This window comes from Microbacterium sp. K27 (genome assembly GCF_004794435.1).
GTDB classification, from domain to species: domain Bacteria; phylum Actinomycetota; class Actinomycetes; order Actinomycetales; family Microbacteriaceae; genus Microbacterium; species Microbacterium maritypicum_A.
The window spans coordinates 120,975-134,384 of record NZ_SSDK01000041.1 but is presented as its reverse complement, the minus strand read 5'-3'; the positions used below and the strand labels follow the sequence as shown (position 1 = coordinate 134,384).

The 13,410-nt window shown below is 66.5% G+C and carries 18 protein-coding genes and 1 pseudogene; 3 read left to right on the top strand and 16 right to left on the bottom strand.

The genetic code is table 11. The features are described from left to right. Positions 1–248: 248 nt before the first annotated feature. The 10 genes and pseudogenes from DW307_RS11995 to DW307_RS11950 all read right to left on the bottom strand — a co-directional run bounded on the left by DW307_RS11995 (position 249) and on the right by DW307_RS11950 (position 6,598). Positions 249–905 carry a cation transporter gene (locus DW307_RS11995; protein ID WP_136024844.1) on the bottom strand — a complete coding sequence of 219 codons (657 nt, stop codon included), beginning with the start codon at positions 903–905 and terminating at the stop codon, positions 249–251. After that, on the bottom strand, positions 902–1,261 hold the full coding sequence (gene cmtR / locus DW307_RS11990; protein WP_136024843.1) for a Cd(II)/Pb(II)-sensing metalloregulatory transcriptional regulator CmtR: 360 nt from the start codon (positions 1,259–1,261) through the stop codon (positions 902–904). Before cmtR ends, DW307_RS11995 begins: the two co-directional genes overlap by 4 nt. Positions 1,262–1,880: 619 nt before the next feature. Then, positions 1,881–2,186 (bottom strand): hypothetical protein, encoded by a 306-nt coding sequence (locus DW307_RS11985; RefSeq protein ID WP_136024842.1) that lies wholly within the window; start codon positions 2,184–2,186, stop codon positions 1,881–1,883. 68 nt (positions 2,187–2,254) lie between these two features. Continuing rightward, a pseudogene (locus tag DW307_RS11980) lies at positions 2,255–3,178 on the bottom strand (YifB family Mg chelatase-like AAA ATPase); the annotation flags it as partial. Further along, the gene (locus tag DW307_RS11975; protein ID WP_021200475.1) at positions 3,175–3,537 is read right to left on the bottom strand and encodes a YraN family protein; all 363 of its coding nucleotides are present in this window, start codon (positions 3,535–3,537) and stop codon (positions 3,175–3,177) included. The pseudogene DW307_RS11980 and the gene DW307_RS11975, both read right to left, overlap by 4 nt. 157 nt (positions 3,538–3,694) lie before the next feature. Then, positions 3,695–4,021, bottom strand: a complete 327-nt coding sequence (locus DW307_RS11970; protein ID WP_017830719.1) for a DUF2469 family protein — start codon at positions 4,019–4,021, stop codon at positions 3,695–3,697. Between the two features lie 72 nt (positions 4,022–4,093). Then, the gene (locus DW307_RS11965; RefSeq protein WP_021200474.1) at positions 4,094–4,753 is read right to left on the bottom strand and encodes a ribonuclease HII; all 660 of its coding nucleotides are present in this window, start codon (positions 4,751–4,753) and stop codon (positions 4,094–4,096) included. Further along, positions 4,750–5,475 (bottom strand): signal peptidase I, encoded by a 726-nt coding sequence (gene lepB, locus DW307_RS11960; RefSeq protein WP_021200473.1) that lies wholly within the window; start codon positions 5,473–5,475, stop codon positions 4,750–4,752. The genes DW307_RS11965 and lepB overlap by 4 nt, the downstream gene beginning before the upstream one ends. A gap of 117 nt (positions 5,476–5,592) precedes the next feature. Then, positions 5,593–5,940 carry a 50S ribosomal protein L19 gene (gene rplS, locus DW307_RS11955; protein ID WP_017830722.1) on the bottom strand — a complete coding sequence of 116 codons (348 nt, stop codon included), beginning with the start codon at positions 5,938–5,940 and terminating at the stop codon, positions 5,593–5,595. Positions 5,941–6,109: 169 nt separating this feature from the next. Beyond that, on the bottom strand, positions 6,110–6,598 hold the full coding sequence (locus tag DW307_RS11950) for a hypothetical protein (protein WP_031207612.1): 489 nt from the start codon (positions 6,596–6,598) through the stop codon (positions 6,110–6,112). A gap of 109 nt (positions 6,599–6,707) precedes the next feature. On the opposite strand from DW307_RS11950, the gene map reads away from it, so the two are divergent. Further along, positions 6,708–7,490: a type I methionyl aminopeptidase gene (map, locus tag DW307_RS11945; RefSeq protein WP_029259112.1), complete on the top strand. Its 783-nt coding sequence runs from the start codon at positions 6,708–6,710 to the stop codon at positions 7,488–7,490. Positions 7,491–7,508: 18 nt separating this feature from the next. Here map and DW307_RS11940 read toward each other — a convergent pair whose 3' ends face one another. Continuing rightward, on the bottom strand, positions 7,509–8,246 hold the full coding sequence (locus tag DW307_RS11940) for a class I SAM-dependent methyltransferase (protein ID WP_136024841.1): 738 nt from the start codon (positions 8,244–8,246) through the stop codon (positions 7,509–7,511). Positions 8,247–8,317: 71 nt separating this feature from the next. Between DW307_RS11940 and DW307_RS11935 the strand changes: the two genes are divergently transcribed. Continuing rightward, positions 8,318–8,911, top strand: coding sequence for a histidine phosphatase family protein (locus DW307_RS11935; protein WP_240750638.1), 594 nt, complete (start codon positions 8,318–8,320; stop codon positions 8,909–8,911). Positions 8,912–8,958: 47 nt separating this feature from the next. On the opposite strand, the gene trmD is transcribed toward DW307_RS11935, so the two are convergent. Genes trmD through rpsP form a run of 4 tightly spaced genes read right to left on the bottom strand, consistent with a single transcriptional unit; the run spans position 8,959 to position 10,970 of the window. After that, positions 8,959–9,678: a tRNA (guanosine(37)-N1)-methyltransferase TrmD gene (trmD, locus tag DW307_RS11930; RefSeq protein ID WP_136024840.1), complete on the bottom strand. Its 720-nt coding sequence runs from the start codon at positions 9,676–9,678 to the stop codon at positions 8,959–8,961. A 19-nt stretch (positions 9,679–9,697) separates the two neighbouring features. Beyond that, positions 9,698–10,315 carry a ribosome maturation factor RimM gene (rimM, locus tag DW307_RS11925; protein ID WP_136024839.1) on the bottom strand — a complete coding sequence of 206 codons (618 nt, stop codon included), beginning with the start codon at positions 10,313–10,315 and terminating at the stop codon, positions 9,698–9,700. Next, positions 10,299–10,529, bottom strand: coding sequence for an RNA-binding protein (locus tag DW307_RS11920; RefSeq protein ID WP_017830729.1), 231 nt, complete (start codon positions 10,527–10,529; stop codon positions 10,299–10,301). Before DW307_RS11920 ends, rimM begins: the two co-directional genes overlap by 17 nt. Before the next feature lie 6 nt (positions 10,530–10,535). Beyond that, positions 10,536–10,970, bottom strand: a complete 435-nt coding sequence (gene rpsP / locus DW307_RS11915) for a 30S ribosomal protein S16 (RefSeq protein ID WP_021200460.1) — start codon at positions 10,968–10,970, stop codon at positions 10,536–10,538. A gap of 210 nt (positions 10,971–11,180) precedes the next feature. On the opposite strand from rpsP, the gene DW307_RS11910 reads away from it, so the two are divergent. Beyond that, complete coding sequence (locus DW307_RS11910) at positions 11,181–12,332, top strand: glutamate--cysteine ligase (RefSeq protein WP_029265454.1); 1,152 nt, start codon at positions 11,181–11,183, stop codon at positions 12,330–12,332. An 18-nt stretch (positions 12,333–12,350) separates the two neighbouring features. On the opposite strand, the gene DW307_RS11905 is transcribed toward DW307_RS11910, so the two are convergent. After that, entirely contained in the window at positions 12,351–13,322 is a 972-nt protein-coding gene (locus tag DW307_RS11905) for a sugar-binding transcriptional regulator (RefSeq protein WP_021200458.1), read from the bottom strand. Positions 13,323–13,410 lie beyond the last annotated feature (88 nt).

Genomic DNA, 13,410 nt, shown 5'->3' with positions numbered 1-13,410 from the left:
TTCGACCCCATCGAGCACAGCAAGACTCCCGGCCTCGCCGACTACAGCCGCTTCGATGCTCTCCGTTTCGCCGTAGACCCTGAGAAGGTGAGACGGACTCTAGAGGCCAACGCACGAGTCCGAGTTCAACTCGCCGAACAAGTCCGCGCGCACTGGGAAGGGGACCGGGGAAACAGCAACCCGCCCGAGGCCTAGCCACGGCGTAGCGCCCCTAGGAACGCACGCCGGGCATCCCCGGCGACGAAAAATCAGTCGTCGTCACCGTCGCCGTCAAGGTCTTCAAGTACTTCGAACGGCGACTCCACATCCCCGCGCCATGCTTCGATGCCCTCGCGGATCGCAAGGACCGCGACGACAAGTGCGGCTACGGAGTCCGCCCACCACCAGCCGAACAGCGTGTTCAGGATGAGGCCGACAAAAACGGCGCCCGATAGATAGATACACAGAATGAGCTGCTTGGCGTCGGCCATAACACTCTTGGAGTCGAGTTCCCTGCCGGTGCGGACCTCGAACCACGCCAACAGCGGCATGATGATCAGGCTCAGTGCGGTGATCCCCAGTCCGAGGGGGCTGTGCTCCGGCCCCTCCTGGGTGATGAGGCTCACCACTGCATCGACCGTGACGTAAGCAGCGAGAGCGAAGAACGCCAGGCCGATCGCACGCACGGTCACCTTCTCCCAGCGCTCCGGGTCCTTCCTGGTGAACTGCCAAGCGATCGCCGCAGCGGACAGCACCTCAACAACCGAATCGAGACCGAAGCCGATCAACGCCGCCGAGGAAGCCAGAGCTCCCGCCCAGATCGCGACAACAGCCTCGATGACGTTGTAGGAAATCGTGAAGCCGACAATGAAGCGAACACGTCGATGAAGCGTTGCGCGCCGAACGGCGGTCAGCGCGGCGCTCACGCCTCCGCTCCCGTCCGGCAGCAACCGGGTACCGTGCACGAGGCGTCTACACAGGGGGCGTCGCCGTCAACGGCGAGAGTGACGTCTACCAGCGTCTTGAGCGCCAGGGCAAGGTGTGGGTCGGCGATCTCGTATCGCGTCTGCCTTCCCTCGGGCTCCGCGACGACGATGCCGCAGTCACGAAGACACGTCAGGTGGTTCGACACATTCGAGCGGGACAACTCAAGGGAACGAGACAACACGGCCGGATAGCTTGGCGCATTGAGCAACGACAACAGAATGCGCGAGCGCGTCGGATCGGCCATCGCGCGGCCGAGTCTGTTCATGACGTCCAGACGGGAAGCAATAGTCAGCATGCACTGACTATACAGCGCTAGCTGACCTATCGACAACCTCGCATGGAACTACTCGATCCAGGAGAGACTCCACGGACTAGCGTCGTCCTAGCCCGGGGAGACCGCCGGAGACTGGCCAGACGCTGCGCTTCACCTTCGCTTGCTTACCCGTAGGCTCAGCGCCTCCCCTGCACCACCGGCCGGAAGGCCGCGTATGGGCGACGAGACCCGTCGACGACTTGCCTGACGGCATCACTAAGGTCTGGCACTTCAGGCACTCGACCCGCGACGCCAGCGCCTTCCGCTTCTGCTCCTGCCGCGCCGCTTCGGCCTTGGCTCGCTTCTCCGCCGCGCGCTCCTTCTGCGACATCATCTCCGCCGCGCCCGCCAGCTTCTTCGCCCGGCGTCGCTCAAGGCGAGCCTCACGCTCTTCTGGGCGCTCCTGGCGCGTGGCTCGACCGGTGCTCGGCGGCTTTCCCGCACTCGCCGTCTTCGTGAAGGGGCAGACCACGCCGGGAGTAACCTCGTGGGCCTCGACATAGCCACCCGTCACGATGCGCGCCGCCTGGCCGCATCGGGGGCATGTAAACGTCACCGCCATGTGAGCCTCCTGCCGCGAGTCTAGGAGAGGACGCCTAGGTCAGGGCGTCGTGGTCGCTGCAACGGCGTCAGCGGCGAGCCGGATCGCGCGGCCCAGCGCGTCCCGCACGTCGATACCAAGCGCCTCAGCCGCCAGGAGGCCAGTCGTGCCGCCGCCGACATCGACGAGCGCCTCCACAACGTCAGCCGTGGCCCGTGACCAGGCGGCGACTCTCGGAGTCACGCTGACGCCGTCGGAGCCAAGCTGTCCTGCGTCCGCCGCCATCCGCAGGGCGTATACCCAGTCCCTCGCGGCCTCCTCGACGACCACATCGCCGACCATCGCTCCGACCGCTTCAACCGTCATACCTTGCTCCACGTGCTTCCCTTTCCCAACCTCTAGCGTGTACGTCGACGCGTAAACTAGGCATTCCCAGCTTCGTCCAGGAACAGCACACCGCGGTGGGCACGTGCGATCGCTCCCGGTCGCGCCGTGCGCGAGCCCCCTCCGACCAGCGATGCGACAGACGCGCTGTGATGCGGCGCCTCGATCGGCGGGAGCACATCGAGCGCTGCGACGGGCTCTCCGCTGAGTGATCGCACCGACGCGACCTCTAGTGCCTCCTGCTCCGTGAGGGACGGCATGATGCCCGGAAGCCTGCGCGCGAGCATCGTCTTACCCGCGCCTGGAGGTCCGCTCAACAGCAGATGATGACCGCCGGCAGCGGCGACGACCAACGCTTCCACGGCATCCTCCTGACCGACGACATCGGCGAGGTCGAGCGTGTCACGTGGTCCGCTCTGAGTCGATGCCAGCACGACCGCCTCCACGTCGGGCACTTCGACATCGGCACCGTGCCAGACCGCGACCTCTGCGAGTGAAGCGGCTGCGCGCACATCGACACCCGGTACCAGACGTGCCTCGGCTTCGTTTCCCCGTGGCACGATCACCGATTCGAATCCGGCGCGTGCCGCTGCGAACACCGCCGGCAGAACCCCGAGCACCGGCCGGATCCTGCCGTCCAGACCCAGCTCGCCGATGTGGACCGTCGCCGAGATCGACCGCGGTGAGATGACACCGCCTGCAGCGAGGCAGGCCATGGCAATCCCCAGGTCGAACCCGGCGCCGTGCTTGGGGAGGCTCGCCGGCGACAGATTCACCGTGAGCCGTCGCCGTGGAAGATCCAGCCCGGCGTTCTTGCAGGCGTTGTGCACGCGCTGGACGGCTTCGCCGAGGGACTTGTCGGGGAGCCCGATGATCCGGAACTCCGGTGTCTGGTTCGACATGTCGGCTTCGACCTCGACGAGATGCCCATCGACGCCGGTGAGCGCGACCGCCCAGGTGCGCGAGGTCGTCACGCGATGTCCACGAGGTGCTCGAGCGAGCCGGAGGCCGGATCGGACCCGATGATGCCGATCGCTTCGAGCCGGAGGACGCGCCCTCGCGCCTCCTCCGGATTCTCCGTCGCCCATGCCTGAGCGAGCTGCCAGAGCCGACGTCGCTTGCGAGCGTCGATGGCCTCGAACGGGTGCCCGTAAACGGCGGTCCGTCTCGTCTTGACCTCAACCACCGCGAGGTGGTGGTCGCGCACGGCGACGATATCGATCTCTCCCTGCGCGCACCGCCAGTTCCTGGCGAGCACGGTGTACCCGCGACGCCTCAGATGCTGGGCGGCCCGCTCTTCCCCTGCTCTTCCGAGCTCGTCCTTCGCTGCCATACGGCCAGCTTCACGCGCATGCGGATCGCACGTGGCCGGCGCCGGCGCACAACCCCGGTGGTCGGGGAGAACTCGAACTCGCAGCGCGGGGTGCAGGAACACCGAGATCCGCAACGCGCCGAGAGAGCTCCCCGAGATGCTTCGTCGAGAGGCGCCGTCACTCGCCGTCGAGCGAGAGCTCCTGGGGGAGCTCGAACTCCCGACGCTGCAGTTCCTCGACGTTGACGTCCTTGAACGTCAGCACGCGCACGGCCTTCACGAAGCGGTCGGCTCGGTAGATGTCCCACACCCAGACGTCGGTCATCGAGATCTCGAAATAGAAATCATGCTCGGTGTCACGACGGACGACGTTGACCTCGTTCGCCAGGTAGAACCGCCGCTCGGTCTCGACGACGTACTGGAACTGCGACACCACATCCCGGTACTCCCGGAACAGTGCCAGCTCGAGCTCGCGGTCGTAGTCGTCGAAGGCTTCCTCATCCATGATGTGTCCATCCTAGAGTCGCGGACACCGGGGCGCGTCATCCAGCGGTCGGCCGTGCGCGCCGCGGTCGGCTCAGAAAAGGGTGGGAACGTCGGCGATCGCCCACGACGCGCGGTGGTAGCGGGAGAGCCCGATGGCGCGGATCGCGTCGCGATGCTCGAGGCTGGCATAGCCCTTGTTGCGGTTCCACTGATACGCGGGATACGTCTCGTGGAGCTCCGCCATGTGCTGGTCCCGCGCGACCTTCGCGATCACGGACGCCGCGGAGACGGATGCGCAGTCTCGGTCGGCTTTGATCACCGGGCGCACGTGGAGCGGCACCGGGTGCGCCCTCGACACATAGTCATGGTTGCCGTCGAGCAGGACGAGAGCGTCGTCGAGCGCGACCCCCTGATCCGCGACGGCCTGCACCGCACGCGACGCGGCAAGACCGAGCGCCCGCATGATGCCGACCTCGTCGACCTCCTCCGCACTCGCCCATCCGACGGCCGACGCCTGCACCCATGCGGCGGCGCGTGCTGCGACTTCAGGTCTGCGCTTCTCCGTCACGAGCTTGGAGTCGCGGAGGCCTTCCGGCACGCGCCGACGCGCGCCTGCGGCATTCATCGCGGCCGCGCCCACGGCGACAGGACCCGCGAGTGCCCCTCGGCCGACCTCATCGAGCGAGATGATCACCTCGCACTCACCGAGGAGGCGCCTCTCGAGAGTGAGTTTCGGTGCGACGACGGTCATTCCGGATCCGGGACGCCGTTGAAGATCTCGTGGTGCCCGTCGATCGGTCCCAGCCTGTTCAACGGCCACGTCGTGAGGAACGCCTTTCCCACGATGTTCTCCATCGGCACGAATCCGCCACTGGGGAGATCCTGGTGCGCACGGGCGTCACGCGAGCGATCGCGGTTGTCTCCGAGCAGCCAGACGGAATCCTCCGGGACCACGACATCGAAGGGCTCGTTGGACGCGGCCGTGTCCCCGGGAGGCAGATTGAGGTAGCTGAGCTCGTCGATGGGCGCGCCGTTGATCGTGATCTGGCCGAGCGCGTTGCAGCACACCACATGATCGCCCGGCAGACCGATCACGCGCTTGACGAGGTGGTCCTGCGAGTCCGTCGCGGAGATGCCCACGAAGTTCAGCACCCAGTCGACGGCCTCGACCAGCGGCGGCTGTGCGGGGGTCTGCGGCTGACCGTCGAGCCACCCGCCCGGATCCTTGAAGACGACCACGTCACCTCGCTCGTAGTCGGTCCATCGCGGCGTGAGCTCATCGACCAGGATGCGGTCGTTGATCAACAGGGTACGTTCCATCGATGCGGAGGGGATGTAGAACGAACGCACGACGAAGGTCTTCACCACGAACGAGACCAGCGCGGCGATCACGACGATCACGAGGACGTCGCGAAGGAATACGAGGAACCCGCGACGACGTCTGGACGTGGGCGCGGACGGGGATTCGGTCATCAGGTTCCTTCACGATCATGCACCGTCGTGCGGCGACGGTATCTAGGTTCGCACACCGGTGGGAGAACAAAGCACCCCGGGACATCGTGTCCCGGGGTGCTGTGGAGATGCTGCGACTCAGCGGTCGCGCTTCTCCTTGATCTTCGCCTTCTTGCCGCGCAGCTGGCGGAGGTAGTAGAGCTTCGCGCGACGCACGTCACCGCGGGTGACGACCTCGATGTGGTCGATCACCGGGGAGTGCACCGGGAAGGTACGCTCGACGCCGACCTGGAAGCTGATCTTGCGGACCGTGAAGGTCTCGCGCACGCTGTCGCCCTGGCGGCCGATGACGACGCCCTGGAAGACCTGGATACGAGAGCGGCTGCCCTCGGTGATGTTCACGTGCACCTTGACGGTGTCACCGGGGAAGAAGTCCGGGATGTCCGAACGGAGGGAAGCCGCGTCGACGGCGTCGAGGATCTGCATGATCGTCTCTCTCTGCACCCGCCACAGGTCGCATGCATGTATTCAAAGGAACAAGAAAAAGAGTGAGCTGTACGGAGCAGACGCGTCCGCGGGCTCCCCTGTGGCAGAGCCGGTCACAGCACAAACATTCATTCTGCCACGGATACGGCGCCCGGCCAAAACGACGACGTCAGTCGCGGGAATCGGTCTCCCGCACCACGATGATCTCGTGCGCGCGCGTCGGGGGCGCCGGCTCATCGACCGTCGGGATCGTGGACCACGTGATGGTCTCGCGCAGTCGGGTACCGCTCCCCTTCGCCTCGTTCCACAGCTGCCACAGCTGCAACCAGATCAGGGCGATCCCCGCCACGATCGCACCGGTGAGCAACCAGGGGAACGCCCCGTCGATGAAGAATCCGACGGCGATCGTGAGCCCGTTCCACACGGTGAACCCCGCCACGTCCCACCAGGAGACGGCACGCTCGATGCGGACGGACGGCCGTGAACGCGTGAGCAGCGTCAGCAGGAGCTGGCCCAGGAAGACGGACGGCATCGCAATGAGCAGCACCCAGAGGATCGACCAGCCGCCTTGGAAGACTCCCCACCCGATCAGCAGCCAGAGCGGCAGCAGGAACGCCGCCGGAAGGAGCCAGCGGAAGAAGGCCTGTCGCAACCACATGCTCAGATCGTACGTCGCTGCGTCCCCGCGTGTCCCGGTGTTCGCTGAGAGCGGTCGGGGATCCGCCGGTGCGGGATCAGGGAGAATGGAGATGACGAGAGGACACCCGATGATCGAACTGCGCACCCCCGCCGAGATCGATGAGATGCGCGCCGCAGGGCGCTTCGTGGCTGAGACCCTGGCGACGCTGCGCGACGAGACGAAGGTCGGGACCAATCTCCTCTCGATCGATCGACGCGCACACGACCTGATCCGCAAAGCCGGAGCCGAGTCCTGCTACATCGACTACCACCCCTCGTTCGGTGCGAGCCCGTTCGGCAAGGTCATCTGCACCTCGGTCAACGACGCCGTCCTGCACGGGCTCCCCCACGACTACACGTTGCGCGACGGTGACCTCGTCACCCTCGACTTCGCCGTCTCCGTCGACGGATGGGTCGCGGACTCCGCAGTCTCGTTCGTCGTCGGGACCGCGCGCGAAGAAGACCTCCGACTCATCGACACCACCGAGCGCGCCTTGGTGGCAGCGATCGACGCCGCGACGGTCGGTAACCGCATCGGCGACATCTCCTCAGCTGTCGCTGCCGTTGCCCACGGAGACGGCTACTCGATCAACACCGACTTCGGCGGACACGGCGTGGGGCGCACGATGCACGGGGATCCGCATGTCCCGAACGACGGCCGCGCCGGACGGGGCTTCCCCCTGCGTGCGGGCCTGGTACTCGCGCTGGAGCCCTGGTTCCTTGCGACGACCGACGAACTGGTCACGGACCCGGATGGATGGACTCTGCGCAGCGTCGACGGCTCCCGCGGCGCACACTCGGAGCACACGATCGCCATCACCGAGGACGGACCCCTCATCCTCACGGACCGGTCGTTCCTCGGCGTCGACTGATCGAGTGCGGCCGTTCTCTCAGGCGCGGCGATAGACGTACACGTCCGTGACCTGCGGAAGGTCGAGCATCTCTCTTCCACGCGTGTCCGCTGAACTGTCGAGCACCGCCCCGATCTCCCCCAGCATCCGCGCACGCGTCGACTCCTCGGCGACGAGCAGGCTGCTCACCGTCGCCCATCGACGAAGATAGTGTTCGCGCGAGATGCGCTCGGCCCACTGGATCGCCTCCCGACGGACGAGTTCGAAATGGGGAAGCTCTTCAGCCGCACCGTCGGTCGTCGCGTCGGCCTCGGACACCGCCGGATGAGCGATGCGGTGACAAGCCCGGTCCCAGGTGCACGTCGGATCGGAGCGATTCCAGAGCAGCCCGAGCGCCCCTCGGGGGACCAGCACGCGAGCGATCTCGTCGCAGGCCGCGTCACGATCGAACCAGTGGAAGGCCTGGGCAACCGTGACGACGTCCACTGACGCGTCCCCGAGCGGAATCCGCTCCGCTGCTCCGATCTGAGCTTCCACGTCGGGGAGTTTGACTCGCAGCACCTGCAGCATGCGCTCCGACGGCTCCACGGCCACCGTGCGCCGCGCACGATCGACGAGCAGTTCGGTGAACTTGCCGGTCCCGGCACCCAGGTCCAGCCCGACGTCGACGGTTGTCGGAACGATCATGGCCGCCGCTGCCTCCGGGAATCCGGGGCGGTATCTGTCGTAATCGTCACCGATGATCTCGAACGACCTTGCGAGCGCAGGTTCAGGCATGAATCGACGTTACCAAGGCTCATCTCACAACCCACGGGTCCGGGAACTGCGGCGTATGCCATTCTGAATCCATGATTCCGCAGGACCGTCATGTGCCGGAGCGTGTGCTCCTCGCTCGGCACGGGCAGACCGTGTGGAACGTCGAGCACCGACTCCAAGGCCAGCTCGACTCTCCACTGACAGAGGCCGGTGTCGCCCACGCCCACGCGATCGCGGACAGACTCGTGGGCGCTCACGTGCTCACCGTGTGCACCAGCCCTCTCGGCAGAGCGATGCGGACGGCGATCATCATCGCCGATCGGATCGGAGCGGAACTGATCGAGGTGCCGGAGCTCGCAGAGGTCGACCACGGTGAGCTCGCCGGGATGACATGGGAAGAGATCGACGAGGTCTACCCGACCGCCAGAGAGGAACGCGCCGCCAACCGCTATGGCTGGGCATTCCCGGGCGGGGAGAGCTACGCGCAGGCCAGGTCTCGGGCGCGGAAGGCGCTCAGCAACTGCGGGTGGGCGGCCGAGGGCGTCCCCCTGCTCGTGAGCCACGAGATGATCGGACGCATGCTGCGCGCGGAGTTGCGAGGGCTGGACGCATCGAGTGCGCTCGGTCTACGGCATCCGCACGGTGTGGTCTTCGATATCGAACGCCGGTCCGAGCGGATTCTCTGAGGCGGACGTTGACGCCGGGCCCGACGGGATTCAGATCTGCCCGTCGATCACGATGACGCGGCTTCGCCCTCCGCAAGCAGGTCGGGTCGACGGGTTCGGGTCCGCACGAACTGCTGCTCGCGACGCCAGGCGGCGATCGCGGCATGATTGCCGCCGAGCAGAACGTCCGGCACGGCACGCTCACGCCATGACGCGGGCTTCGTGTAGGACGGATACTCCAGCAGTCCGTCCTCGTGCGACTCCTCGACGAGGCTCTCGGGGTTGCCGACGACACCGGGGATGAGTCGGCCGATCGCCTCGATCATCGCCATGGTCGCGACCTCGCCCCCATTGAGGACGTAGTCGCCGAGGCTGATCAACCGGACCTCGCCGAGATCGGCGGCGAACTCGAACACGCGCTCGTCGATGCCCTCGTAACGACCGCAGCCGAAGACGAGATGCTCACGGGTCGCCAACTCACGTGCGGTCTTCTGGGTGAAGACCTCCCCCGCCGGCGACGGGAAGATGATGGTCGGTCGCTGCCCGTCCTCGGTGTCGGAGGAACCGGCGATCTCGTCGAGCGCGAGCCCCCAGGGCTCCGGCTTCATGACCATGCCGGCGCCGCCGCCGTACGGCGTGTCGTCCACCGTCCGGTGACGATCCGAGGTCCAGTCGCGCAGGTCTCGCACACGCAGGTCGATGAGACCCGTGCTCTGCGCCTTGCCGAGCAGGGACAGCGTCAGGCCGTCGAAGTAGGACGGGAAGATGGAGAGGACGTCGATGCGCACGGAGGAACCGTATCAGCGGTCACTCGGACGCGTCGGCGTCCGGGGCGACCTGCGGCTCGGCGTCCGCGGTCTCTGCGACCTCTTCGAAGAGTCCCGGCGGCGGCGTCACGATGACGCGGCCCTCCTGCACATCGACGGTCGGGACGATGGCGGCGACGAACGGAACCATGACCTCGTCTTCGCCGGCCTTGACGATGAGGAGATCCTGTGCCGGGAAGTGCTCAACCCGTATGACCCGCCCGATGACCGTGTCGTCTCGGACGACATCGAGTCCGACGAGCTGATGGTCGAACCATGCGTCGTCCTCGACCTCGTCAGCGTCCTGGTCGATCCACAGGATCGCCCTGACGAGGCTGTCGGCGGCGTCACGGTCGTCGACGTCTTCGAAGAAGACGACGGGATTGCCGTTCATCACACGGTACTCGCGCACCGTGATCTGCTTGCCGTGCCACGGAGATGCCTCGGGCACCTGCAAGGTGAATCCGGCACCGGGGGTGAAACGACCCTCGGGGTTGTCCGTGTACAGCTCGAGCTTGAGCCCACCCTTGAGTCCGTGCGCCTTGACGAGGCGTCCGACACGCAGCTGGTTCTTGCCCTGATTGCGGTCCTTCGGCACCACGTCAGTCGTCCGCGACATCGACGCGGACCCGACGCCCGTCAGCGAGTGCGCTGACGAGGGTGCGAAGGGCCTTCGCAGTGCGGCCGCCGCGCCCGATCACGCGTCCACGGTCATCGGGGTGCACGCGCACCTCGAGGAGGTCGCCTCGCGGCGACGTGGATTCGTTGATGCGAACATCCTCCGGGTGATCGACGATCCCCTTGACGATGTGTTCGAGCGCGGCGGCGAGCACGACGGATTACTCTGCGTCTGCTGCGGGAGCCTCAGCGGCCTCCGCGTCGGCCGCGGCGGGAGCCTCCTCAGCGGGAGCCTCGGCCTTCTTCTCGACCTTGGGCTTGACGACGGACTTCTTGGACGCGTCGATCTCGAAGGGGACCTTCGGCTCGGCGACCTTGAGCGTGGACTTCGCGTCCTTGTCGCCCTTGAACTTGCCCCAGTCGCCCGTGATCTTGAGGATGGCGGCGACCTGCTCGGTCGGCTGCGCGCCGACGGAGAGCCAGTACTGCGCCCGCTCGGAGTCGACCTCGATGAACGAGGGCTCCTCGGTGGGGTGGTACTTGCCGATCTCCTCGATCACGCGACCATCGCGCTTGGTCTTCGAGTCGGCGACGACGATGCGGTAGTACGGCGCACGGATCTTGCCCAGGCGCTTGAGACGAATCTTGACAGCCACGATTCTCCTGAATTGTGTGGAAGGAAACGAACCGGTCGCCTGGAGAGTGGGGTGCACACCCGGCGGAAGCTCAAATGAGTGTGGACACCAGCTGGATAGAGGGTCGAGCAGGTGGTCCAGCCCTCTATTCTGCCAGATGCGCGCGCCAGGCGCGAAACGTGGCGAAACCGCCGTTGCCGTGTCGTATGCCTCGCGTGCCAGACTGTGCGGGTGAAGCTCGAGTTCGCCTCATCCGCCCGGTCCACCGTCGGCCTCGAATGGGAGATCATGCTCGCGGACCCCGCGAGCGGTGACCTCGTCGGTCGCGCCCCCGAACTTCTCGCCGCGCTCGAGGCCGAGAGCGCCGATGAGCGTCATACGGTCACCGGCGAACTTCTCACCAACACGATCGAGGTCACGAGCGGTATCGGCGATTCCGTGGCTCATGCGGTCGACGACATCGCGAACGCCATCACCGCGGTGCGGGCCGCGACCGATCCTGCGGGTGTCGAGCTGCTCTCGGCCGGAAGCCACCCCTTCGCGCAGTGGTACGACCAACAGGTGACGGACAAGTCGCGCTACCACACCCTGATCGAGCGCACCCAGTGGTGGGGACGCAACATGATGATCTGGGGAATCCACGTGCACATCGGCGTCGAGGACCAGCGCAAGGTCTTCCCCATCATCAACGCTCTCGCCGGGTTCCTCCCGCACCTGCAGTCGCTGGCGGCGTCGAGCCCGTTCTGGGCGGGAGAACGCACCGGATATGCCTCCAACCGCGCACTCGTGTTCCAGCAGCTTCCCACCGCCGGCCTGCCGTGGCCGCTGCACGACTGGTCGCAGTACGAGTCCTACCTCGATGACATGGTGCGCACGGGTGTCATGGCCGACGCGACCGAGGTGCGCTGGGATATCCGTCCCGCTCCGCGCTGGGGCACCATCGAGGTCCGCGCGTGCGACGGGCTCTCCACCCTGCCGGAACTTGCATCGGTCGCGGCGCTCGTCCAGGTGCTCGTCGAGGACTTCTCACGACAGCTCGACGAGGGGAAAGCACTTCCGGAGCTTCCCGCCTGGTTCCACCGCGAGAACAAGTGGCGCGCCGCGCGCTACGGGCTGGAGGCCCGCGTGATCGTCGACGCCGACGGCACGCAGCGCCCGGTGCGCGAGCATCTGACGGAGACGCTCGAAGCCCTCACCCCGACAGCCGTCGAGCTCGGCTGCGGTCGCGAGTTCGGCGGCATCGCCACGATCCTGGAGGGAGGCGCAAGCTACGCGCGACAACTCGCGGTGGCGGATGCCGCGGGGGGCGACCTCTCAGCGGTGGTGCACCACCTGATCCGCGAGTTCCGCTCCGGGCCGGAGTCCTCCACCGACGAGCCCTAGCGGTCGAGGGCAGCGAGCTCAGTCCTCGACGAGGCGCCTCGCGAGCCCTTCGTCCAGGACGACATCCGTGATCAGGCCAGCGGCCAGGGCCGCGCGGAGACTCACCAGCTTCGGGATTCCCGAGACGACACACACGCGACGCGGGACGCGACGCAGACGGTCGAGGCCGGGACCTGTGGCTCTGGCATTCACACGGATGTCGCGCCAGGACCCGTCGGACCGGAAGAAAACCGTCGCGACGTCGCCGATGGCATGGTCCTCCCGAAGGCTGCGATAGTCATCGCGTCCGAGATAGCCCCCGACGTAGACCCGACTCGGAACCTCGGCGGCCGGCGAGCCGAGGCTGAACACGGCGACGTCCATCTTCGCCTGCAGATCGAGCACACGACGAGTGCTGCGCTCACGCCACATGGCCTCGCGGGTGGCAGGGTCATCGAAGAACGCGGGAACGGGGAACTGCTGGACCTGTGCACCGAAGGCGCTGCCGAACCGTTGCAGGATGTCACTGGAGTACTCCACGCCGGTCGTCTGCGTGTTCCCGGCCCCGTTGAGCTGCACGAAGGTCGTGTTGTGCGTCTCCTTCTGCGTGAGCCCGCGACTCACCGCACTGATGGTCGAGCCCCATGCGACGCCGATCACCATGTTCGAGTCGACGAACTGCGACAGCAGCCGTCCGGCGGTGAGCGCAACGCGCTCGAGACGTTCGACCTCGCTGAGGATCTCCGGCATCGGCACGACGTGCGCCGCCACCCGATGCCTGTCGCGAATCCGATGCTCGAGCATGCCGAGGCGTTCGAGCGGGGAGTTGATCCGGATGTCGACCAGGCCGCTCTCCCGCGCGAAGCTCAGCAGCCGCGAGACGGAGGACCGGGAGGTGCCGAGCTCTTTCGCGATGACTTCCATCGTCTTGTCCTGCATGTAGTAGAGCTGCGCGGCGGTGAGCGCCGCGATCAGCTTGCTGTCGCGGGATTCCGCGCTTGCACCGGCCATGATGACCTCCTCGCCCTCGATCCTTGCACATATGTGCAGTGGGCTTGCGCGGGATGTCACACAGGTCGATGCTGGTTGGCAAGTAAGG